The sequence below is a fragment of the Streptomyces sp. Y309 genome, assembly GCF_056712025.1.
Map to the genome: position 1 here is coordinate 1,394,807 of NZ_CM160048.1, position 24,776 is coordinate 1,419,582.

Annotated in this window: 3 protein-coding genes; all 3 read right to left on the reverse strand. The window is 71.9% G+C overall.

Translation table 11 applies throughout. The features are described 5' to 3' along the window. Positions 1-38: 38 nt before the first annotated feature. From AC0KTA_RS04875 to AC0KTA_RS04885, 3 genes are read right to left on the reverse strand one after another with little or no spacing between them, the layout of a single operon-like run. Positions 39-1,043 carry a 3-oxoacyl-[acyl-carrier-protein] synthase III C-terminal domain-containing protein gene (locus AC0KTA_RS04875; protein WP_481053853.1) on the reverse strand — a complete coding sequence of 335 codons (1,005 nt, stop codon included), beginning with the start codon at positions 1,041-1,043 and terminating at the stop codon, positions 39-41. Further along, positions 1,044-8,216: an amino acid adenylation domain-containing protein gene (locus tag AC0KTA_RS04880; protein WP_481053854.1), complete on the reverse strand. Its 7,173-nt coding sequence runs from the start codon at positions 8,214-8,216 to the stop codon at positions 1,044-1,046. Further along, complete coding sequence (locus AC0KTA_RS04885; protein ID WP_481053855.1) at positions 8,213-24,712, reverse strand: amino acid adenylation domain-containing protein; 16,500 nt, start codon at positions 24,710-24,712, stop codon at positions 8,213-8,215. The genes AC0KTA_RS04880 and AC0KTA_RS04885 overlap by 4 nt, the downstream gene beginning before the upstream one ends. Positions 24,713-24,776 lie beyond the last annotated feature (64 nt).

A 24,776-nucleotide genomic window follows, 5' to 3' on the forward strand; every position in this document is an offset into this window, starting at 1 on the left:
GGGTCTCACGAACGCATGGGGTGACTGCGGCGCGGGGCTCACAAGTAGTGGGGTGCGGCGCCGGCTCCGATCTCCACGAGCAGCAGGCTCCACGCGGCGACCGGGCTGGCGCTGAGCAGGACGGCCCGCTGTCCGTCGCCGAGGCCGCCGCGTTCGAGTTCCGTGTGGAGGTTCACGAGGACGTCGTTCGGGCCGAGGTGCCCGTACCGCCGGAGGTTGTCGAAGCACGTGGTGCTGATCTCGATGCCGAGTGACTCCTCGGTGAACCGGAAGCCGCCCAGGGAGAGGTTGTGGCTGAGGTAGCAGGAGATGTCCGCCGCCGTGAGGCCGTTGCGTTCCAGAAGCCGCTGGTGCATCGCGCGCAGGCGGTTGCGGGTCTCCACGGCGAGCTTGAAGGAGTACGCGCGCTGATCGCGGCACTCCTCGCGCCACTGCGCGGTGGGCCGGTCCCGGTAGTCGACGTGGAAGAGGTCCCAGTACTCGCCGTTGGTCTCCTGGACGATGTCGAGGATGCGGACCGGTCCGCTGCGGGAGATCACCGCCGCAGCGCCGCCGTCACCGCTGACGGTCACCGGGTGGCGGTAGCGCTGTGGTGTCGGCGGCTTGCTGCCGTGTGCCACCAGGACGTGTTCCAGGTCAGGGTCGGCGGCGAGCAGTCCGCGGGCGGCCAGCAGCGCCGGGGTGAGCGAGACACAGCCGAGGCCGCCGACGGAGAACGCCGGCGCCCCGTCCGCACCGAGCAGCGCCTGGAGCCGGGTGGCCTGCGACGTCATCAGCATCTCCGGGGCGCGCGAGTCGATGAGGATCAGCGCGCCGATCTCGTGCCCGGTCAACCCCGCCTGCGTCAGGGCTCGACGGGCGGCTCCGGCGGCGAGGTCCAACGCGGTCAGCGAGTCGTCCGCGCGGACCTCGTCGATGCCGAGCTGGGCGCAGGTCTCGCGTTCGGCCGCGCCGAGCGGGTCGAGGCCCGGCAGCTCGGCGACGGGCAGCGTGCCGTCGGGCTGGTGGACCGCCACCGCTGCGAGGGCCGTCGTCGAAGCCATTCAGCGGCCTTCATCGCTCTTGCCCGGGGACGCCGCGCCCGCTGTGTGGTGTGCGCCGTGCCCGTCCTGCGCGGCGGCGAGCTCGGTGAAGGCCTCGACGAGGTGATCGGCGAATGCTTCCATGTCGGCACGGGCGATCGAACCGCGGTGCACGACGCCGAGTTCGAGCGTTCCGCCCATCACATGGGTCTCGACCACCATCGGCACGTAGCTGAGCAGCGAGGTCGGCCGGCCCGGCAGGGACGACCGGCGCATGCGGACGGCGGCACCGCCCAGCTTGGCGAGCCCGTTGTTGGCGCTGGCCAGGTGCTCCACCAGCACCTGGGGCTCCGGCAGCGCCCGGACCTCCGCCACCACTGGGGTCTCGGGGCTGAGGTGGCGCATGACGCCGTACCCGATGCCGTCGTTGGGCACCGACCGCAACGCCGCGGCGGCGACCGGAAGTGTCTCCGCGACGCCGGCCCCGGGCTCCACCCTCAGGAAGGCCGGGAACATGTGGGTGAACCAGCCGATCGACGCGGTGCGGTCACCGTGCCACAGCGCGTGCGGCGAGGCACCCATGCCCAGGGTGCTCAGGAAGGCGTGCGGCCGGCCGCGCCACCGGGACCAGGCCACGGCGACCGCGGCCATCGAGGCGTGCTGGCTGGCCGGACCGCTCTCGCTGAGCTGCGCCGCAACCCGGTCGGCCGCGACCATACGCTGGACGAGCCCGGGCGCCGCGTCCTTTGGCCCGTTTTCGGGTACGGGCTCCTCCGACCCGTCAGCCGCGCTCAGTATCCCCTTCCAGTACGGCAGTTCACCGGCCACCTCGTCGGACGTGGCCATGGCGCGCAGCAGATGCGTCCATTCCCGCCAGGCGGTGCGGCGCCCGGCGGTGGGACCGGTCCCGGCCAGGGCGGCGTCGAGGTCCTCCACCAGTGGCACGATCGCCAAGGCGTCGTAAACGAAGTGGTGGACCGCCATCAGGATCACACCGGGCAGGTCGGCGCCGCGGTCGTAGAACCTGACCCGGAGCACCGGGCCACGTCCCAGGTCGATGTCCGCCAGCAGATCGTCGAAGTCGGCCTCCAGGCGCGCGTGCAGCTGGTCTTCGTCCAGTGGCGGCAGCACCCTGGCGTCGACGACCGGCGCGGTCTCACGCTCCGCACACTCGATGCGCCAGCCGAGTTCGTTGTGCCGGAACCGGTAGCGCAGCGGCTCGTGCAACTCGACGAGGCGCTCGAACGCCGCGCGCACCGTGTCCGCCGGGATTCCCGGGGCCGTCTCCAGTACCGCCGGCGAGACGAAGTCCAGGGCGCCGTCGGGCGCGGTGTCCTGCAGGGCCCGGATCAGCGGCGTCGGCGGGATCGGTTCGCCGGGCACGGGCGCCGTCGCGGCGGTGGCGGCCGCCTCCGGACGGGCGGCGGGAACGGGCACGGCTGCTGCGGCCTGCGCGCGCAGGGTCGGGTGCTGGAGGACGTCGTGCGGGGTGAGGCGCAGCCCGGCCTTGGTGGCGCGCGAGGCGATGGTCACGCTGAGCAGCGAGTCGCCGCCGATCTTGAAGAAGTTGTCGTCGGGTGCCACCCGGGCGACACCGAGCAGGTCGGCCCAGATTTCGCCGAGGATCCGCTCGGCCTCGCGTCCTGCCTCGTCGGTAACTGCTCCCGGGGTCACGGCCGTGGTCACCGACGTCAGCTCGTCGGTCGTGTAGTGGTCGAACACCGCGCTCTCCTTCATCCTCTTGCGGTCGAGCTTTCCGTTGCTCGTCCGGGGCAGCTCGTCATGGCGTTGGACGCGGCCGGGCCTCATGTGGTCCGGCAGTTCCCGGGCCGCCCATGCCCTCAGCTCCGCCTCGTCGGGCAGTGGCGCGCCCGCGACGTGGGCCACCAGCAGCGGGGCGCCGGAGGGCTGTCGCTCGGCGAGGACGAGGGCCTCCCGCACCTGCGGGTGCCGCATCAGGGTCCGCTCGATCTCGGCGGGCTCCACGCGGTGACCGCGCAGTTGGAGCTGGTCATCGGCGCGCCCGCGGAACTCGAGGATGCCGTCGGGGCGGACGACGGCCAGGTCGCCTGTGCGGTACATGCGGGCGCCGGGCTCGTCGGCGAAGGGGTCGGCGACATAGCGGGTCGCGGTCAGGCCCGGCCTGCCGTGGTAGCCGCGGCCGACGTGCGCGCCGCCGAGATGGACCTCACCGGTCTCCCCCCGCGGCACCGGCCGGCCCCGGCCGTCCAGGAGGTACACGCGGGTGTTGGGGAGCGGTTGTCCGATGTCCGGCAGCTCGCCGGAACGGGTGGTGGCCTCAGCCACCCGGCCCGCGGTCGCGCAGACCACGCACTCGGTCGGCCCGTAGATGTTGAGCACGGCGAACGGAGCCTGCCGGGGCGGCCGTACGCGCAGCAGATCGCCGCCGGTGACCAACAGCCGCAGGGCGAGGTCCTGGACGTCGGGAAGGTCGGTGAGGACCAGCTCAGCGAGCGGTGTCGGCATGCAGGCCACGGTGACGCGATGCTCGGCCAGCTCGCCCAGAAGGCTCTCCGGGGTCTGCAGAAGTTCCGACACGAAGCACAGCGTCGCTCCGTAGTACAAGGCCGACATGACCTCGAGCACCGCCATGTCGAAGGCGGGAGACACCGTCTGCGCGAGACGGTCGGCGGACGTGAGCGCTGCCTCCTCGCCGAACCAGTGCAGCAGGTTGAACAGCGCCCGGTGCTCGATCTCACAGCCCTGCGGGCGCCCGGTCGAGCCCGAGGTGTGCGAGATGTACGCCAAGTTGGCCGCGCCGGCCCGCCGCGGTGGCCCGGCGCCCGGGCTCTCGTCGCCGGGGGCGGCGGCGATCCGGACGACCGGAACTCCGCCGCCGCCCTCGACCGCCATGCCCTCGCCCACGACCAGCGCGCATGCGCCGACCTCGGCGAGGACGGACCGGATCCGCCGCTCGGGGACCGCGGGGTCGATCGAGGCGAAGGCCCCGCCCGCCTTTTGCACCGCGAGCCAGCCGACCACCAGGTCGGCGCCGCGTGCGGCGACCACCGGGACGGCGCTGTCCGGTCCGATGCCGTGCTCGACGAGCCGGCGCGCCACGCGGTTGGCCCGCCCGTCGATGTCACGGAATGTGTGGCTGCCTGTGGCGTCGACGACGGCGATCCCGTCGGGGCGCTGCGCGGCGTGCTCCTGGAAGGCCTCGCTCACCAGGCGCACGTCCGGCTGGTCACGCCGGTCACCGGCGAGAAGGGAGGGCTCCGCAGCCTCGATGGCCGCGACGGGCTCGGTGGCAGCGGCCGGCTCACCGCCTCCCTGGAGGAGTTCCTCCAGGGGCCGGTCCGGCTCGTTCATCGCTGCCGCGGCGACATCCTGGAAGAGGTCGACGAGACGGTGCGCGGTGGCCGGCTCGAACAGGTCGACCGCGTACTCCAGGTAGCCGTTCATCAGCCCGCCGTCCTGGTCGTACAGGCCGAAGGTGAGGTCGAACTTGGAGGTTCCCGGGGCGACCCCGGAGACCCCGGAAAGGTCCTCCCCGAGGCTGTCGAGGCTCTCGGTGGTGAGGCCCGCCAGCTCGACGCCGGCCGCTGCGGTGTTCTGGTGGGTGTAGCAGACGGTGAACACCGGGTGCCGCGAGGGATCGCGGTGGTCGGCCGCGGCGACGATCTTCCCGAAGGGGATCTCCTCGTGGTCGAGTACGCCGGTGGCGGTGGTCGCACAGCGGGCCACGAGGTCGCGAAAGCTCAGGCCCGGGTCGACCTTCGTGCGGAACGGCAGCAGATTGTTGAAGTAGCCGATCAGGTCGTGTGTGGCGGGGTTGAACCGGCCCGTGGTCGCCGCGCCCACCACCACGTCCCGGTGGCCGGCCCACAGGTGCAGGACCGCGTCGATCACAGCGAGCATGGTGGCGAAGCTCGTCGTGTTCTCGCGCACGCTGAAAGCACGCAGGCGTCGGGACAGTTCCTCGTCGAGGCAGAACTTCACGGTGTCTCCCCGGAAGGACTGCACCGCGGGACGCGGCCGGTCGATCGGCAACTCGGGGGTGTCCAGGTCGAGCAGCTCGGCGTTCCACCACCGCAGTCCGCGCGCGGTGCGCTCCGCGTCCAGCCACTCCCGCTGCCAGGCCGCGAAGTCGGCGTACTGGACGGGCAGGTCGGGCAGCTCGGCTCGGTGACCGGCGCGGCGGGCGTTGTAGCAGGCGGACAGTTCCCCGAAGAAGACGGCGGGTGTCCAGCCGTCGTAGACGATGTGGTGCCAGGTGTGCAGGATCACGTGGTCGTGCTCAGCGACCTTGATCACCACGCTGCGGAACAGCGGCCCGCGCGCGAGGTCGAACGGTGCCGTCGCCTCCTCGGTCAGCGCCCGTGACAGCTCCGCGAGGCGCTCCCGGTCCGGCAGCGCCGCGAGGTCGATGAAGGCCAGCTGCGGCTCGGGCACCGCGTCGAGCGCGTACGGCCTGCCGTCCTCGTCCAGGATGCGGGTGCGCAGGATCTCGTGCCGGCCCACCACGTCACCCAGCGCGCCCCTGTACGCGTCGAGGTCCAGCTCGCCGGCATAACGCAGCTTGACGGGGATGTTGTAGAGCGCCGTGCCCGGCGCCAGCCGGTCCAGGTACCACAGTTGCTCCTGGTTGAACGACAGCGGCAGCCGGCCGGGGCGCGGCACAGGGGTGATCGTCCAGTCGTCCCGCTCCGGTCCTTCCGCCCGCAGGACGTCTATCCGCGCGGCGAGTTCGCGCAGCGTGGGGTGCTGGTGCAGGTCGCCGAAGGTGAGGCGCACGCCGAACAGATCCTGGGCCCGGCTCAGCACCGTGATGCCGGCGATCGACGTGCCGCCGAGGTCGAAGTAGTTCGAGTCGGGGCCGACGTCCTCGGCCTTGAGGATGCCTGCCCAGATCTCAGCCAGCTGCCGCTCCGAGTCGCCGCCTGCGCCGCCCCGCTCCTGAGCCGTGGTCCGCTCGGCGTCCGCCGCGCCGGTCGGGCGGAGGGACGGCAGCGGGGCGCCCGGCGGACGGCACCAGCAGGAGACCTCGTCGGCGTCGAACGGATAGGTCGGCACCTCGATCCGGCGCCGCTGCGTGCCGGCGTAGTAGCGGCTCCAGTCGAGGTCCGCGCCGAGCGAGTAGAGCGCCGCGAGGGCCGAGAGCACGCCCTGCCGCGTGGGGTCCGCGAAGAGGCGCACGACCGGCAGCTCCGAGGCGACCCGGGAGATCTCCCGCGACAGCGCGCCGTCCGCGGCCAGCTCGACCAGGACCGCGCCCTCGTCGGCGAGACTGCGGACCGCGCGGCGCAGGCCGTGCTCGTCGACCTGGCTGGTGATCGGCGCTCCCGCGGCCTTGTGCCGGGCGTCCTCGGCCGTCGCGGGGTCCTGGATGGTGCGCACCGCGAGGTTGCCGACGCCGTTGCCGACCAGGCGCGCCTCGGTCAGGCCGAAGGAGCGCGCGAGGCGGTACACCGCGTGCTGCCGGGCGAGCAGCCGGGCACCGGGCGAGGTGTCGTCCGTGTCGTCCCCGGAGTCCGCTGAGCCCTCGGATTCCTCGGAGCCCGCGGAGCCGGAGTCGGGAGCGGCGAGTTCCGGGAAGGCCGCGCGCAGGCCCGCCCATGTGTCGTCGCCGAGCTCGGCGTCACCGGAAAAGAGGAAGACCACGGGGGCCTGCGCCGACGGTTCGCGCTCACCGGGGCGCTGCGCGCGCAGTACCGCGGCCAGCTCCTGGTTGTCGTACGCGGTCCCGGCCCAGCGGTACGGGTGGTCGTCGCGGCCGCGGTTGAGCGCGTGCGCGACATCCGGCAGCTGCTGCCCGGTCCGGTCGAGGAAGTCGGCGACGCGCCGCGCGTAGCTTTCGAGGGCCGTCGGCGACTTGGCGGAGAGAGTGACCAGCTCGGCCGCGGGCTCCCGGGCCGCCGGGGTCCGGGCCCCGGCGGGCGGTTCCTCGACGACGGCGTGCACATTGGTGCCGGTCAGGCCGAAGGAGCTCAGACCTGCCCGGCGGGTGCTGCCCGCCCGGCGCTGCCACGTCGTGGCCTCCGCGTCGACCTGCACCGGACCGGTGAAGTCGATCAGCGGGTTGGGCGTCTCGAAGTTGGGGTTCGGGTACCGGGTGCCGTGCCGCAGCCCGGCGAGGACCTTGAAGAGACCGGCGATGCCCGAGGCGTGGTTGAGGTGTCCGATGTTTCCCTTGATCCCGCTGATCCCGCACGGGTCGCCCCGACCCGCCTCGTCGAAGGCCTGCCGCAGCCCTGCGACCTCGATGACGTCGCCGAGTCTGGTGCCCGAGCCGTGGCACTCGATGTAGTCGAGCGGGCCCGGGCCCGCCTGCCGCCAGGCCTCGACGAGCACCTCGGCTTGCCCGCGGGCGCTGGGCGCGCTCATGCTCGCGGCACGGGAGCCGTTGTGGTTGACGGCCATGCCGCGCAGTACGCCGTGAATGTGGTCGCCGTCCGCGAGCGCGTCGCTCAGCCGCTTGAGGACGACGAGCCCGCCGCCCTCACCGCCGGTGGAGCCGTCTGCGGCGGCGTCGAACGGGCGGCACACCCCCTCCGGGGACTCCAGGCCGGCCACGGGCCTGCGGCCACGCCCGGGCACCAGGACCGGATAGAGGTTGAGTCCGCCGGCGAGGGCCAGGTCCGCCTGCCCGCCCCGCAACTGCCCCACGGCGACCGCGACCGCGGCGAGGCTGCCGCTGCACGCGGTGTCCAGGACCAGATTGGGGCCGTCGAAGTCGAAGAGGTAGGCGATGCGCGCGGCCACCGCGGAGGGGTGCGAGCCGAGGATCTGCTGCGGGTCGTCGTCGGTGTACAGGCCGGCGTACTGGGGTTCGGGCGCGCTGAGGACGACGGAGGTGCGCGAGCCCTTCAGGGACCCCGGCGCGTAGCAGGCGTTCTCGACGGCCCGGTGCGCGAGCTGGGCCGCCATGCGCTGGTGCGGGTCCATCAACTCCGCTTCGCGTCGGGAGAGTCCGAAGAACCGGTGGTCGAAGAGGTCGATCCGGTTCAGGTAGCCCATGTCCACGTAATCGACGTCGGTGGGCGCCCCGCCGTAGTGGACCCGCTCCTTGTCCGGTGCCCGTACGCTGATGCGTCCGCCGAGCAGGTTCCGGTGCAGCGCGTCCAGATCGTCGGCGTCCGGTAACGCCACGGCTACACCGGTGATCGCCACGGCGTCCCGCCCGGCGCGGGTGCCCCCGGACGGAGGCGAGGGGAGGCTGGGTTGCGTCACAGTTCAAACCCCAATCTGTCAGTCGTTCCGCGGGCCGTGCGGTCGTCCAGGAGGCGGGCCATCGCCTCGACCGTGTTGTGTTCGAACAAGACGGTCACCGGCACCTCGCTCAGGCCCAGTTCGGCAAGCCGGTTGCGCAGCGCGAGGACGGACAGGGAGGTTCCGCCGATCTCGAAGAACTTCTCGTGCACGCCGATCTCGTGCCGGCCGAGCAGTTCCGCCCAGATCGCGGCGACTGCGCGTTCGGTGGCCGTGCGCGGCAGGGCCGGAGCGACCCCGGTCCCGTCGGAACGCCGGGGGACCGGCAGGGCGTCCCGGGCGTCCAGGGCGTCGAGCGGCGTGCGCGGCCTGGCCGTCAGTTCCGTGACGAGGTGCACGAACCGGTCCGCGAGGTCCCGCGACGTGCTCCGCTCGAACAGGTCGGTGGCGTACTCGACGAGCCCCCGTAGTCCGTCCCGAGCACAGTCCTCGATGTGGAAGAGCAGGTCGAACTTCGCGGTCCCGGTCACGACCGGTTCGGGGACTGCCCGCAGACCGGGCAGTTCGAGCCGGCCCGTGCCGGTCTGCCAGGAGAACGCCACCTGGAACAGCGGGTGGTAGGCGGCGGACCGTTCGGGGTTCAGCGCCTTCACGAGCCGGTCGAAGGGCACGTCCTGGTGGTCGTACGCGCCGACGGCCTTGTCCCGCACCTGCCGCACCACGGACGCGAAGGTCGGGTTGTCCGCCATCCGGACCCGCAGCACCCACGTGTTGACGAAGAAGCCCACCAGCTCCGCGAGCGCGTCGTCGCCGCGCCCGGCGATCGGTACGCCGATGGCCAGGTCGTCGCCGCCGCCCCGCAGATGCAGCAGCACAGCGAGCGCGGACTGCAGGACCATCGGCACCGTCGCGCCCTGGGCCCGCGCCGCCTCCTCGACGGCGGTGCGCACATCGGGGTCGATGGTGAAGCCGACCGTGTCGCCGCGGTGACTGGCCACCGGTGGCCGGGGCCGGTCCAGCGGAAGCGGCAGCGGCTGCGGCATGTCCGCCAGCTCGCCGCGCCAGTAGGCGAGTTGAGCCGCGAGCACGCTGTCCGGGTCGTCCTCGTCCCCCAGCAGCTCCCGCTGCCACAGTGCGTAGTCCGCGTACTGCACCGGCAGGTCGGCCCACTGCGCCGGCCCGCCCCGCAGGCGGGCCTCGTACGCGTCTCTCAGGTCCCGTGCCAGCGGCGCCATTGACTCGCCGTCCGCGGCGATGTGGTGCATCGTCAGCACGAGTACGTGCTCTTGCGGCCCGCACTGCAGCACACGCGCCCGCACCGGTATCTCCGCGGCCAGGTCGAAGGGGCGGCCGATCTCCTGGGAGACCGCGGCGGACACTGCCTCCGGCGCCACCTCCCGCACCGGCACCTCCAGCGCGACGTCGTCCGCCGGCAGCACCACCTGAACGGCGCCGCCCCCGTCGTCCGCCGGGTACAGGGTTCGCAGGCTCTCGTGCCGCAGCACCACATCCCGCAGCGCCGATCCCAGCGCGTCCGTGTCGAGGGGGCCGCTCAGGCGCAGCACGAACGGCAGGTGATAGGTCGGCAACGGTTCGAGCTCGTTGAGGTACTTCAGCCGGCGCTGTGCGAACGACAACGGCACCCGCTCGGGCCGCTCCTTCGCTCGCCGCAGCGCGGGGCGCGACGACCGGGCTCCCGCATCCACCCGCTCCACGAGCTGCGCCACCGTCGCCGCCTCGAACACGGCCTGGATCGGCAGTTCCACCCCGAGGTCGGCCCGTATCCGGTTCACCAGCCTCGTGACCAGCAGCGAATGCCCGCCCAGTTCGAAGAAATTGTCGTCGATCCCGGCCTTCTCGACGCCGAGCACCTCCGCGAACAGCGCGCACAGGGCTTCCTCCCGCGGCGTGCGCGGCGCCCGGTGGGGGGCGGAGGCGACCAGCTCGGGGACCGGGAGCGCCTTGTGGTCGAGCTTGCCGTTGGGTGCGAGGGGGAGGCGGTCGAGGGGGACGAAGACGCTGGGGACCATGTAGTCGGGCAGCCGCTCGGCCACGAAGGCCCGCAGCTGATCAGAGGCCGGAGCGGGGGTGCCGCCCGCGACGGGCACGACGTAGGCGGCCAGCCGCCGGGCACCGTGGGTGTCGTAGGGGAGTACGACGGCCCGGTCGACGCCCGGATGGACGGTCAGGGAGGCCTCGATCTCGCCGGGCTCGACACGGAAGCCACGGATCTTCACCTGGGCGTCGCCGCGGCCCGCGTACTCAAGGAGCCCCTGGTCGTTCCAGCGGGCCAGGTCGCCGGTGCGGTACATGCGCGCGCCCGGTTCGGGAGCGTACGGGTCGGCCACGAACCGCTCGGCCGTCAGGCCCGCTCGCCCGTGGTAGCCGCGGCCGATGTTGCCCGCGACGTACAACTCGCCGACCACGCCCACCGGCACCGGCGCGAGGCCCGGGCCGAGGACATAACCGCGCATGTTTCCGAGCGGGACGCCGATCGGGACGCTCGCCGCGGGCTCGTCGTCCGGTTCCAGGGTATGGGTGGTGGCGTAGAACGACTCGGTCTGGCCGTAGGCGTTGACGATGCGGATGCCGGGGAGGGTGTCGCGCACCCGTCGCACCAGGGACGCGTGCAGCGCCTCACCGGCGAACACCACCGTGTCGGCGGCGATGCGACCGCCGGCCCGGTCGAGGAGCTCGGCGAAGACCGAGGGCACGGTGGAGACGACGCCGCCGCTCCAGCCGTCGCGCTCGCCGAGGACGAGCACGTCACGGACGACATCGACGGCGCCGCCGTGGGCGAGGGTGGTGACGATCTCGAACACGGAGACGTCGAAGTTGACCGAGGTCCCCGCGAGCGTGCGAGTGCCCGTCGTGATGCCGCTGCGCTCGGCGAGCCGGAGCACACCACCCACGACGCCTTCGTGGGTGACCGTGACGCCCTTGGGTACGCCGGTCGAGCCGGATGTGTACATCACGTAGGCCGCGTTGGCGGCCCTTGGGGCACGCTCGGGGCGCGCGGCTTCGCCACCGGTCGCCGCCAGGGTGTCCAACAGGAGGCGGGGCAACTCGGTGCGGGGCAGGGAACCGAGGCTCTCCGTGTCGGTGAGCAGCAGCACCGGGTGCGCGTCGGCCAGGATGTGCGCCAGGCGCGCGCCCGGGTAGAGCGGGTCGATCGGCAGATAGGCGCCGCCGGCCTTGAGCACCGCGAGGAGGGCGACCACCAGGTCCGCCGAGCGGGGCAGCGACACGGCGACGACGGTTTCCGGGCCGACCCCGCGCGCGATCAGCTCCCGGGCGAGCCGGTTGGCGCGCCCGTCCAGCTCCCGGTAGGTCAGGGTGCGTGTGCCGTGCTCGACGGCGGTCGCGGCCGGAGTGCGGTCCGCCTGCCGCTCGATGAGGCCGGGGACGGTCATGTCGGGGAGGGGCGTCCCGGTGTCGTTGAAGCGGCGCAGCGCCCTCTCCCCCTCGACCGGGTCGAGAACCGCCGTCTTCCCGACCAGGACATCGGGGTCGTCGGCGAGTTGCGCGAGGATCCGCTGGAAGCCGTCCGCGATCCGCTGGACCGTCTCAGTGTCGAGGGCGTCCCGCCGATGCTCCAGCGTCAGGCGCAGGTGGGGGTCGAGGGCGGCGTTCAGGGTCAGCGGGTAATGGGTGCTGGTCAGCGGGCGCAGGCCGGTGACCTCGATGCCCGCGGCGGCGTGTGCGTCGGTGAGGCGGAGCCGGTCCACGGGATAGGAGTCGAAGGCCACGAGCGTGTCGAACAGGACGCTCGTGCCGGTGGCCCGGTGGCTCCCGGGCAGGCCGTAGTGGTGGTGATCGAGGAGCCGGGCCTGGCGGTGCTGCAGGTCGGTGAGGAGCTGGGCGAAGGTGGTGCCGGGCGGGCATCGCACCCGGACGGGAATGGTGTTGGCAAACAGGCCGATCATCGTGTCCACCCCGGGCACCCCGGCCGGGCGGCCGGACACCGTTGCGCCGAACACCACGTCCTGCCGTCCGGTGCGGCCGGCGAGCAGCACCCCCCAGGCTCCCTGTACCAGGGTGTTGAGGGTGATCCCGAGCTTGGCCGCCTGGCGGGACAGCGCGCCGGCGGTGTCCGGGTCGATCGACACCTCGATCCGCCCGTGGCGGGCGTCTGCCGGGGCGGTCACGCCGGGCTCGCCGGACTGCGCGGGCTCGCCGGACTGCGCGGACTCGCCGGACTGCGCGGGCACGCCGGACTGCGCGAGCTCCCCGGATGCGGCGGCGCCACCGCTGCCGGGGGCGGCCAGCAGCGTCGGCCCGTCCACGCCGTCGAGCTCCTCGGCCCAGGCGCGGGCAGCCGCCTCCTCGTCCTGCTGGGACAGCCATCGCATGAAGTCCCGGTATTCGGGCGCCCGGGGCAGCCCGGAGGCGTCCCCGGCGGAGCCGTACAAACGCAGCAGGTCCTCGATGAGGAGCGGGAACGACCAGCCGTCGAGCAGCAGATGATGTGCTGTGAGGACGAGTTCGGACCGGTCCGGGCCCAGGCTGACCAGGCCCAGCCGCAGGAGCGGCGGTACGGCCGGGTCGAAGCGGCTGTCCAGATCCTCTGCCAGGAACCGCTCGACGGCTGCGGCGTGACCGGCCCCGTCCAGGCCCGTCGCATCGATGTGCCGCCACGGCAGCACCACGTCGTCGGCCACCAACTGCGCCGGATCTCCGGTCGTGCCGGGCACGAAGGCCGCCCGCAGATTGGGGTGCCGGTCGAGGAGCGCCTGCCCCGCCGTGCGCATCCGTGCCGGATCCACGTGGCCGCGCAGATGGAAGACCAGCTGCAGGTGATAGGCGTCGAAGGACGCGTCGGCGAGGAGCGCGTGGAACAGGAAGCCGGACTGCAGAGGGGTCAGCGGCCACACCTCCGCGAGCCCCGGGTACTGCCGCTCCCACTGCTCGATCTCGCGCTGCCCTGCCACCACCAGCGGCACGTCCGACGGGGTGAGCCCGCCCGCGCCGGGAGAGACGGCGTGCCGTGCCAGCCCCTCCAGTGCCGCACGCCACTGCTCCGCCAGCCGCTGCGCCTCCCCGCGCGGGAGTACGCCGACGGGGAAGGTCCACTCGGCCTCCAGCCGCGGCCCCTCGGCGGTGTCGGTCGCGAGCGCCTCGATGTGCACCGGGGCCAGTGCGGACATGCCGTTCTCCGGTGTCCGCAGCCCGGAGTCGGCGGTGATGTCGTGGAAACCGAGGCCTCGCAGGTTCTCGGGCATGTCGGCGGCGGAGAAGCGGCCCTGGTAGTTGAGTTCGATCTGTGGTGCGGGGTACTGCCGCAGCTCAGCGGAGGTCTCCGGGTTCAGATGGCGCAGCAGCCCGAAGCCGATGCCGTGGTCCGGGATGGCGAGCAGCTGTTCCTTCACGGCCTTGAGCAGATGTCCGGCGGCCGGCCCGCCGGCGAGCACCTCGTCGAGGTCGCACCCCGCCAGGTCGAGGCGTACGGGGAACAGACTGGTGAACCAGCCGACCGTGCGCGACAGGTCGGCCCCGGGCACGGCGCTCTCCTCGCGGCCGTGCCCTTCGACCCCGAGCAGTACCGAAGGCAGCGACGGCTTTCCTGGTCCGCGCGTCGCCTGCCTGCGGGCGACGGCCACCGCGAGGGCCGCAAGCAGTCCGTCTTGGACGCCGCAGTGGAACGCCGCGGGCAGTGCGGTGAGGAGCGCCTCGGTGACCGGTGCCGAAAGCCGCACACGTACGGTGTCCACGGTGTCCATGCGGTCCACCGTGGGGTCGAGTCGCCGGTTGCCGAGGACCGGGTCCGGCCCGTCCAGGACGGAACGCCACAGCGGCAGTTCCCGCGCTCGGGCCTCGCCGGCCGCCTCCGCCTCGAGCGCGTGCATCCAGCGCCGCGCGGAGGTCGTCACCGCCGGAAGGGCTGGAGGCGCGCCCGCGCGGACCCCGGACCAGGCGGCGGCGAGGTCCGGCAGCAGGATGCGCCAGGACACCCCGTCCACCACCAGGTGGTGGAGGACGAGAAGGAGCCGGCCCGCGCCGCCGCCGGGTCCCGGGGCAAACCACACGGCTTGGACCATCACCCCGGCCGCTGGGTCCAACCGATTCGTCGCAGTGTCCAGTTCGGCCTGGGCTGTGCGCTGCCACCGGGCGTCCCAGCGGCCGTCGCAGGCGACCCGGCGGAGCAGTGCCGCCGCGTCCACCGAGCCCGGCCGCGCGACCCGCAGGACCCCGTCGTCGGCGGACTCGAGGGAGGAGCGCAGTACGTCGTGGTGGTCGAGGACCGCGGCCAGAGCGACGGCAAGTCCGGCGCCGTCGATACCGGCAGGGAGCTCCACCAGCGCGAACATTGCGAACCGGTGCCAGTCGCCGCCGAGTTCGCGGATGTGCCGGGCGATCGGCGGCAGCGGCATGGAGCCCACGCCGCCGCCGTCGAACTCCTGCAGCACCGCGCCCCCCGTGGTGCGGACCGCCGCCTCTGCCAGGCGGGCCACCGTGCGGTGCTCGAAGATCTGCCGCGGTGTGACCTCGACGCCGTGCGCGCGGGCCCGCGAGACCACCTGGATGGAGCGGATGCTGTCGCCGCCGACGACGAAGAAGTCGTCGTCGCTGCCGACCCTTTCCAGTCCCAGCACCTCCGCGTAGGCGGCGGCCAGGATGTGCTCGGCCTCGGTGCGGGGAGCGCGGTACGCGCCGCCGCCGAACCGCGGCGCGGGCAGCGCCGCGCGGTCCAGCTTGCCGTTGGCGGTCAACGGCAGCTCGTCCAGGAGGACGAAGTTGGCGGGGACCATGAAGTCGGGCAGCCGCCCTGCGGCGAAGCGGCGCAGTTCGGTGACCGAGACACCGGCGGTGATGTCGCGGTCTTCGGTTCCGGCCTGCTGCGCGGTCGTGGGCACCACATAGCCCACCACTTGCGCGGCCCCGCGGTTCTCGCGTACGACCACGACCGCCTGGGCGATGCTGGGATGTCCGGCGAGCACCGCCTCGATCTCACCCGGCTCGATGCGCAGTCCGCGCACTTTGACCTGGTCGTCGCTGCGGCCGAGGAACTCCAGCTGGCGGTCGGTGCCTTGGCGGACGATGTCGCCGGTGCGGTACATGCGCGACCCTGTCGGGCCGTGGGGGTCGGCCACGAAACGCTCGGCGGTGAGTGCGGGCTGGTTGAGGTAGCCGCGTGCCAGGCTGGGTCCGGCGATGTAGAGCTCGCCCGGTGTGCCGGGCGGTACCGGGGTGAGGTGGTTGTCCAGGACCCGCACCCGGTTGTCGGCCACAGCGGTGCCGATCGGGACGTGGTCGGAGGTGAGCGGGGCGCTGATGGCGCCGCACACCGTCGTCTCGGCGGGCCCGTAGGCGTTGACGAAGCGCCGGCCCGGCGCCCACCGTGAGGGCAGTCCCGGTGGGCACGCCTCGCCGCCCACGGTCAGCACCCGCAGCCCGGTCAGGGCGTGCGCGGCCTCCTCCGGCAGCGCCGCGACCACGCTCGGCGGCAGCATCACGTGCGTGATGTGCCGCTCGGCCAGCGTGCGGCAGAGGTCGTCGCCGACCACCCGCCGCCGGCGCGGCACCACCAGCGTGGCCCCTGCCGTCAGGGTCTGCACCAGTTCCCAGAACGCCGCGTCGAAGCTTGGTGCGGCCACTTGCAGGACGCGGGAGTCGACGTCCAGTGCCATCCGTTCCCGGGTGGTGGCGCTGAGTGCGGCCAGGCCGGTGTGGGTGACGGTGACGCCTTTGGGGCGGCCTGTCGAGCCCGAGGTGTAGATCACGTACATCGGGTGGGCGGGCGTGAGTTCGGTGTCGGGGTCGTGGTCGTGGCTGTGTGCCCAGGCCCGTTCCACCGTGGCCGTGTCCACCGCGACGATGTCCGTGGCCAGATCCTCGGGCAGCTCGCTCGCCAACTCGGTGGTGGTCAGGATTGCTGCGGGGGCGGCGTCGTTGACCATGTAGGTGATCCGGTCGGCGGGGTATTCCAAGTCGACCGGGAGGTATGCGGCGCCCGCTTTCATGATGCCGAGTGCGATAGCTACCTGCTCTGCGCAGCGGGGCATCGCCACGCCGACCGGGCGTTCCGGGCCGATGCCCCGGTTGATCAGCCAGTGTGCGATGCGGTTCGCCCGCGTGTTCAGCTCCGCATACGACCAGGTCGCCTCTTCCGACTCGACCGCGGGTGCCTGCGGCGCTGCTTTTAGTCGGGCGGCGAACAGTTCGGGGAAGGTGGCCGGTTCGATCTCACGGGTGGCTGGGGAGCGCTCGGCAGCCAGGAGCTCACCACGCTCCTGCTCGGTGAGCAGGTCCGCGTCGCTGATGCGGTGGGAGGGGTCGGCGACGGCGGTGGTCAGCAGCCGCTCCCAGCGCGTGATCAGGGTCTCTATCGTGGCAGCGTCGAACAGCTCGGTGGAGTACTCGGCCGCGATGCGGATACCTGAGGGCCTGCTCTCCTCGAAGGTCTCCTCGAGGCTGAAGTAGATGTCGAAGCGGGCCGTGCCGGTGCCGTCGGTATCGGTCTGCACCTCCAGTCCGGGCAATTCGAAGGGGGCTTGTTCGTTGTTCTGCAGTGCCAGCGCGATCTGGAACAGCGGGTGATGGGAGGTCGACCGCTGCGGGTTGAGCTTCTCCACCAGAGCCTCGAAGGGGATGTCCTGGTGGCTGTAGGCGGCCAGGCTGGATGTGCGCACCTGCTCGAGGAGGTCAGCAAAGGTCGGGGCGCCGGAGGTATCGGTGCGCAGGACCAGCATGTTCACGAAATGGCCGACCAAGTCCGTGAGGCCCTCATCGGTACGACCCGCGACGCCGCTGCCGATGGCGATGTCCGTACCGGCGCCCAGCCGGGTCAAAAGCGCAGCCATCGTCGCCTGCAACACCATGAACGGTGTCGCACCCGATGCCCGCGCCAACTCGGCCACGCCCTGGTGCAGCTCGGGGCCGAAGGTGAAGTGACGCAGATCGCCACTGTGAGCGAGCACGGCCGGACGCGGCCGGTCACCGGGGAGCGTGACCTGCTCGGGCAGCCCGGCAAGCCGATCAGCCCAATACGTGAGTTGACTGCCGTACAGGCTGTCCGCGTCATCGGGGTCGCCGAGCAGATTCCGCTGCCACAGCGTGTAATCCGCATACTGCAACGGCAACGGCGCCCACTGCGGCTCGCCACCCCGGACACGTGCGGTATACGCAGCGGCCAGATCCCGCGCCAAGGGCGCCAGCGACCAGCCGTCGGCGGCGACGTGATGGATCACCAATACCAGCACCCACTCCCGCGGCTGCGTGGTGAACAGCCAGGCGCGGACCGGGATCTCGGCCGCCAGGTCGAAGCTGTGCCGGGTGGCCTCGGCCAGGGCCGCGGTCAGCGCATCCCCCGCCTCGGTCTGCTGCGGGGCCAGGGTGATCCTGGCGTGTTCGGGCTGTCGGATGTCCTGGTACGGATTGCCGTCGACTTCGGGGAATGTGGTGCGCAGGGTCTCGTGGCGGGCCAGGAGATCATTGATCGACGCTTCGAGGGCGGACACGTCCAGGTCACCGCTCAGCCTCAGGACGAACGGCATGTTGTAGGTCGCCGAGGGGCCTTCGAGCCGGTGCAGGAACCACAGGCGCTGCTGGGCAAAGGAAAGCGGCAGCCGCTCAGGCCGCTCGGCGGCCCGCGTCAACGGGGCCCGGTTGTGGGCGGCGCCCGCGTCGAGGTGCGGGGCGAGCGCGGCCACCGTCGGGTGGGCGAACAGCGTGCGCAGATCGATCTCGGCGCCGAGCGCACTGCGGATACGACTGATCAGCTTCGTCGCGAGCAGCGAGTGACCGCCCAGGTCGAAGAAACCGTCATCAATGCCGACCCGGCCCAGGCCGAGGACCTGGGCGAACAGGTCGCACAACAGCTCCTCTTGGAGCGTACGCGGCGCACGGCTGGCGGCCCGGGAGGCGAAGTCGGGCGCGGGCAGCGCGCGCCGATCCAGCTTGCCGTTGGCGGTCAGGGGCAGCTCGTCCAGGAGGGCGAAGTTGGCGGGGACCATGAAGTCGGGCAGCCGCCCTGCGGCGAAGTGGCGCAGTTCGGTGACCGAGACTCCAGCGGTGATGTCGCGGTCTTCGGTTCCGGCCGGCTGCGTGGTCGTGGGCACCACGTAGCCCACCAGGCGACGGTCGCCGCCCTGCTCATGGCAGACGACTATCGCCTGCGCCACACCCGGATGCTCACTCAACACAGCCTGGACTTCGCCGAGCTCGATGCGGAACCCGCGCACTTTGACCTGGTCGTCGGTGCGGCCGAGGTATTCCAGTTGGCCGTCTCTGCCTTGGCGGACGATGTCGCCGGTGCGGTACATGCGGTGACCCGGCGCGCCGAACGGGCAGGCCACGAAGCGTTCGGCGGTGAGTGCGGGCTGGTTGAGGTAGCCGCGTGCCAGGCTGGGTCCGGCGATGTAGAGCTCGCCTGGTGTGCCGGGCGGTACCGGGGTGAGGTGGTTGTCCAGGACCCGCACCCGGTTGTCGGCCACGGCGGTGCCGATCGGGGTGTGGTCGGAGGTGAGCGGGACGCTGATGGCCCCGCACACCGTCGTCTCGGCGGGTCCGTAGGCGTTGACGAAGTGCCGTCCCTGTGCCCAGTGGGCGGCGAGTCCTGGTGGGCATGCTTCGCCGCCCACGGTCAGCACGCGTAACTCGGTCAGGGTGCGCGCGGCCTCCTCCGGCAGCGCCGCGGCCACGCTCGGTGGCAGCATCACGTGGGTAATGTGCCGCTCGGTCAGGGTGCGGTAGAGGTCGTCGCCGATGACTCGGCGTTGGCGGGGTACGACCAGTGTGGCTCCGACGGTCAGGGTCTGCACCAGTTCCCAGAACGCCGCGTCGAAGCTTGGTGCGGCCACTTGCAGGACGCGGGAGTCGACGTCCAGTGCCATCCGTTCCCGGGTGGTGGCGCTGAGTGCGGCCAGGCCGGTGTGGGTGACGGTGACGCCTTTGGGGCGGCCTGTCGAGCCCGAGGTGTAGATCACGTACATCGGGTGGGCGGGCGTGAGTTCGGTGTCGGGGTCGTGGTCGTGGCTGTGTGCCCAGGCCCGTTCCACCGTGGCCGTGTCCACCGCGACGATGTCCGTGGCCAGATCCTCGGGCAGTTCGCTCGCCAACTCGGTGGTGGTCAGGATTGCTGCGGGGGCGGCGTCGTTGACCATGTAGGTGATCCGGTCGGCGGGGTATTCCAAGTCGACCGGGAGGTATGCGGCGCCCGCTTTCATGATGCCGAGTGCGATAGCTACCTGCTCTGCGCAGCGTGGCATCGCCACGCCGACCGGGCGTTCCGGGCCGACATCCTGGGTGATCAGCCAGTGTGCGATGCGGTTCGCCCGCGCGTTCAGCTCCGCATACGACCAGGTCGCCTCTTCCGACTCGACCGCGGGTGCCTGCGGCGCTGCTTTTAGTCGGGCGGCGAACAGTTCGGGGAAGGTGGCCGGTTCGATCTCACGGGTGGCTGGGGAGCGCTCGGCAGCCAGGAGCTCACCACGCTCCTGCTCGGTGAGCAGGTCTGCGTCGCTGATGCGGTGGGAGGGGTCGGCGACGGCGGTGGTCAGCAGCCGCTCCCAGCGGGTGATCAGGGTCTCTATCGTGGCAGCGTCGAACAGCTCGGTGGAGTACTCGGCCGCGATGCGGATACCCGCGGGCCTGTGATCTTCGAAGGTCTCCTCGAGGCTGAAGAAGATGTCGAAGCGCGCCGTGCCAGTGCCGCTGCTGTCCTCCAGAACCCGGAGACCGGTTAGTTCGAAGGGGGCTTGTTCGTTGTTCTGCAGTGCCAGGGCGATCTGGAACAGCGGGTGGTGGGAGGTGGATCGCTGCGGGTTGAGTTTTTCCACCAGAGCCTCGAAGGGGATGTCCTGGTGGCTGTAGGCGGCCAGGCTGGATGTGCGCACCTGGTCGAGGAGGTCTGCGAAGGTCGGGTTGCCGGAGGTGTCGGTGCGCAGCACGAGCATGTTCACGAAATGGCCGACCAGGTCCTTGAGGCTCTCGTCGGTGCGTCCCGCGATGCCGCTGCCGACGGCGATGTCCGTACCGGTGCCCAGCCGGGTCAAAAGCGCAGCCATCGTCGCCTGCAACACCATGAACGGTGTCGCACCCGATGCCCGCGCCAACTCGGCCACGCCCTGGTGCAGCTCGGGGCCGAAGGTGAAGTGGAGCAGGTCGCCGTGGTGGTTGAGCGTGGCCGGGCGCGGCCGGTCGCTGGGGAGGGTGATCTGCTCGGGCAATCCGGCGAGCTGATCGGTCCAGTAGGTGAGTTGCTTGCTGTAGAGGCTGTCCGCGTCATCGGGGTCGCCGAGCAGATTCCGCTGCCAGAGGGTGTAGTCGGCGTACTGCAGGGGCAGCGGCGTCCACTTCGGCACTTCGCGCCGGGTGCGTGCGGTGTAGGCGGCGGCCAGATCCCGTGCCAGGGGCGCCAGGGACCAGCCGTCTGCCGCGATGTGGTGGATCACGAGCACCAGGACCGACTCCCGCGGCTGCGTGGTGAACAGCCAGGCGCGCAAAGGGATCTCAGCCGCCAGGTCGAAGGTGTGCCGGGTGGCCTCGATCAGAGCCGCGGCCAACGCATCCCCCGCCTCGGTCTGCTGCGGGGCCAGCGTGATCCTGGCGTGTTCGAGTTCTACGATGTCCTGGTACGGATTGCCGTCGATCTCGGGAAACCTGGTGCGCAGGGTCTCGTGGCGGGCCAGGAGATCGTTGATCGACGCTTCGAGGGCGGACACGTCCAGGTCACCGCTCAGCCTCAGGACGAACGGCATGTTGTAGGTCGCCGAGGGGCCTTCGAGCCGGTGCAGGAACCACAGGCGCTGCTGGGCGAAGGAAAGCGGCAGCCGCTCAGGCCGCTCGGCGGCCCGCGTCAACGGGGCCCGGTTGTGGGCGGCGCCCGCGTCGAGGTGCGGGGCGAGCGCGGCCACCGTCGGGTGGGCGAACAGCGTGCGCAGATCGATCTCGGCGCCGAGCACGCTGCGGATACGACTGATCAGCTTCGTCGCGAGCAGCGAGTGACCGCCCAGGTCGAAGAAACCGTCATCAATGCCGACCCGGCCCAGGCCGAGGACCTGGGCGAACAGGTCGCACAACAGCTCCTCTTGGAGCGTACGCGGCGCACGGCTGGCGGCCCGGGAGGCGAAGTCGGGCGCGGGCAGCGCGCGCCGATCCAGCTTCCCGTTCGGATTCAGCGGCACCGAGCTGAGGGCCACCACCGCCGACGGGATCATGTAGTCGGGCAGCCGTTCGGCCATGAAGGCCCGCAGCGCGGCGGGGGCGGGCAGGCCGGCGCCCTCGACGGGCACGGCATAGCCCACCAGGCGACGGTCGCCGCCCTGCTCATGGCAGACGACTATCGCCTGCGCCACACCCGGATGCTCACCCAACACAGCCTGGACTTCGCCGAGCTCGATGCGGAACCCGCGCACCTTGACCTGGTCGTCGGTGCGGCCGAGGTATTCCAGCTGGCCATCGGATCTCCAGGTGACGATGTCACCGGTGCGGTACATCCGGCGGCCGGGCGCGCCGAACGGGCAGGCCACGAAGCGCCCGGCGGTCAGGCCCGGCCGGCCGAGGTAGCCGCGCGCGAGCGAGTCACCTGCCACATACAGCTCGCCCGCCACCCCGGCGGGCACCGGGCGCAGCGCGTCGTCGAGGGCGTACATCCGGGTGTTGGCGATGGGCCGGCCGATGGGCGGGGTACGGCCGTCGGCGGTCAGCGGATCACTGAAGGTCACGATCGCTGTGGTCTCGGTCGGCCCGTAGGCGTTGACCATGTCCCGGCCCTCGGACCATCCGGACACCAGCTCCGGCGTGGCAGCGTCGCCGCCCACAGCGAGGGAGGTCACGCCCGGCAGCGTGCCGGGCGGCAGCGCTCCGAGCACGGCGGGCGGCAGGAAGACATGGGTCACCCGCTGCTCCGTGATCGTGTCGATCAGCGGTCGGCCTGGGGCCAGTTGCTCTTGGGGAGCGAGGACGAGTGTGGCCTCCGTCAGCAGCGCCATGCACATCTCGTAGACCGAGACGTCGAAGCTCGGCGAGGCGAACTGCAGCACACGGCTGGCGGCGGTCAGCCCGAGCCGGGAGCGCTGCGTCTCGACCAGGCCGGCCACCCCGAGATGGGTGACCGCCACGCCCTTCGGCCGGCCGGTCGAACCCGACGTGTAGATCACATACGCGGCGCGTTCGACGGCCAACGGGCCGCCGTCCCGCTCCTCATCGGTCACCGGAGCACCATCGAGCCGTGCCAATCCCTCGGCAGTGACGGGGTCGTCCGGCTGCAGCAGAGGTACGGCCAGGTCGGGCAGTTCGTGCGCGGTGGCGGCGTCCGCCAGGACGAGGCGAGCAGCGGAGTCCGCGAGCATGTACGCGATCCGGTCCGCGGGGTGGGCGGCGTCCACCGGCAGGTAGGTGCCGCCGGCCTTCAGTACGGCCAAGTAGGCCACCACCAGGTCGGGCGAGCGCCGCATGGACACCGCCACCACCGTCTCCGCCCGCACGCCGCGCCGGATCAGCTCGCGCGCGAGCCGGTTTGCGCGCGTGTCGAGGTCCCGGTACGTCAGCGACGCGTCGCCGCACACCAGGGTCACCGCGTCGGGTGTCGCGGCGGCCCGCTGCTCGAAGAGCACGGGGAAGCTACCGGCCTCGACCGGAACGGCGGTGTCGTTGTGCCCGGTCAGGAGCTGTTCGCGCTCTTCGGGGCTGAGCAGATCGAGACGGCCGATGGGCGCGCCGGGGTCGGCGGCGATCTGCTCGACGATGCGCGCAAGTCGCCGGGCGACGGCTTCGGCGGCGTCGCGGTCGAAGAGGTGACGCTGGTACTGCACGGCCACCTCGAGCCGGGGGGTGGCAGTGACGGTCACCGTGAGGGGGTAGTGAGTGCCGGCGGACGAACGGACACCGGTGACCTCGATGGCGGTGCCGCCATCGCCGTGGTGACCCGCTCCTTCGGGAGCCGCAACCGTATGATCCGCACCTGTGTGCTCCACCGTGTAGGACTCGGACGTCACCAGGGTGTCGAACAGGGCGTTTGTGCCGGTGGCCCGGTGGATGTCGGCGAGGCCGCAGTAGTGGTCGCGGAGCGCAGCCTGCCGCTCCCGCATTCCACGCAGCAGGTCGGCCACGGTGTCTGTGGGCGCGAGCCGGACCCGTACCGGAAGTGTGTTGACGAAGAGCCCGGCCATCGAGGCCACTCGGGGCACTGCAGCCGGTCGCCCGGGCACGGTCGCGCCGAACACCACATCCTGCTGTCCGGTCAGCGCCCCGAGCAGCAGTGCCCATGCGCCCTGCACCACGGTGTCCAGGGAGACACCCGATGCGGCAGCCTGCCCCGCCAGGTCACGCGCCGTCTCCCCGCTCAGGGGTACCACGGCTTCGCCGACCCCCGCGGCCTTCGGACCCGCCGCCGCGGAGCCGGTTCCGGTCACGGGAGCCAGCAGCGTCGGCTCTTCCGCTCCCGCCAGTTCTTCGGCCCACACCCGGGCCGCCGCCTGCCGGTCCTGCCAGGACAGCCACACGAGGAAGTCGCGGAATTCCGGCACACGCGGAAGCTCCGCGGCGTCACCGCAGGACCCGTAGAGGCAGAGCAGATCCTGCACGAGCACCGGTAACGACGCGCTGTCGAACAGGAGGTGATGGGCCGTCAGTACGAGTTCGAACCGCTCGGCTGCCACCTTGACCAGTGCCATCCGCAGCGCGGGCGGCACCGCCACATCGAAGTGGTCCCTCAGGTCCTCGGCCAGGAAGGCCTCGAGCGCCGCATCCGGCTCGGCGTCCACCTGCCCCCGCCGGGTCAGATCCAGCTCGCACCACGGCAGCTCGATCCCGTCGACGACCACCTGCACCGATTCCCCGTCGGACCCCGCCACGAAGGCCGTACGGAGATTGGCGTGCCGGTCGAGCAGCGCCTGGCCGGCCGTCTGCATCCGCGACCCGTCCACCGGTCCGCGCAGATGGAGGACGAACTGCATCTGGTAGGCATCGCGCGAGGCGTCGTCCAGGAGCGTATGGAAGAGCAGCCCCGACTGCAGCGGGGTCAGCGGCCACACCTCGGTGAGCCCCGGGTAGCGCTGCTCCCACATCTGGGCCTCGCGTCGGCCCACCGGTGCCAACGACACCCGCACCGCCCCGACCGGCCGGCCGGGCTCGGCCACGACCTGCCGTACGACCTGCACGAACCGCTCGGCGAGAGACTGGGCGACCGCGCCGTCGAACAGCTCACCGGGGTACCGGAGCGTGCCGGCCAGCCCGCCCCCGGGGTGCTCGGTGAGCGGGCCGAGCAGCCGGGAGGGGCGGCCCTGCGGATCTTCCGCGCGGGCGGCCCGGTCGCGTACCTGCGCCACCAGAGCGGCGAACGACGGATCGTCACCCGGCGAGCCTGCCCGCCGCTCCGGCGCATCGGCACCGAGCGACACTGGCTGCTCATGAGCGCTCCCTGCCGCGGACAGCTCCACCGCCAGGCTGTCGCCCCCGCCGAGCCGGTGCAGCAGCACCTCGAACGCCGCCTGCAGTACCACCAGCGCCGTGGTGCCGAGCTCCTTGGCCACCTCTTCGACGGTGGTCAGGAGTTCACGGTCCAGGCCGAACTCCACGGTGTCACCGGCACGCTGAGAGATGCGTGGCCGATCTGGGGGTAAGTGTCCTAATTTATAGGTA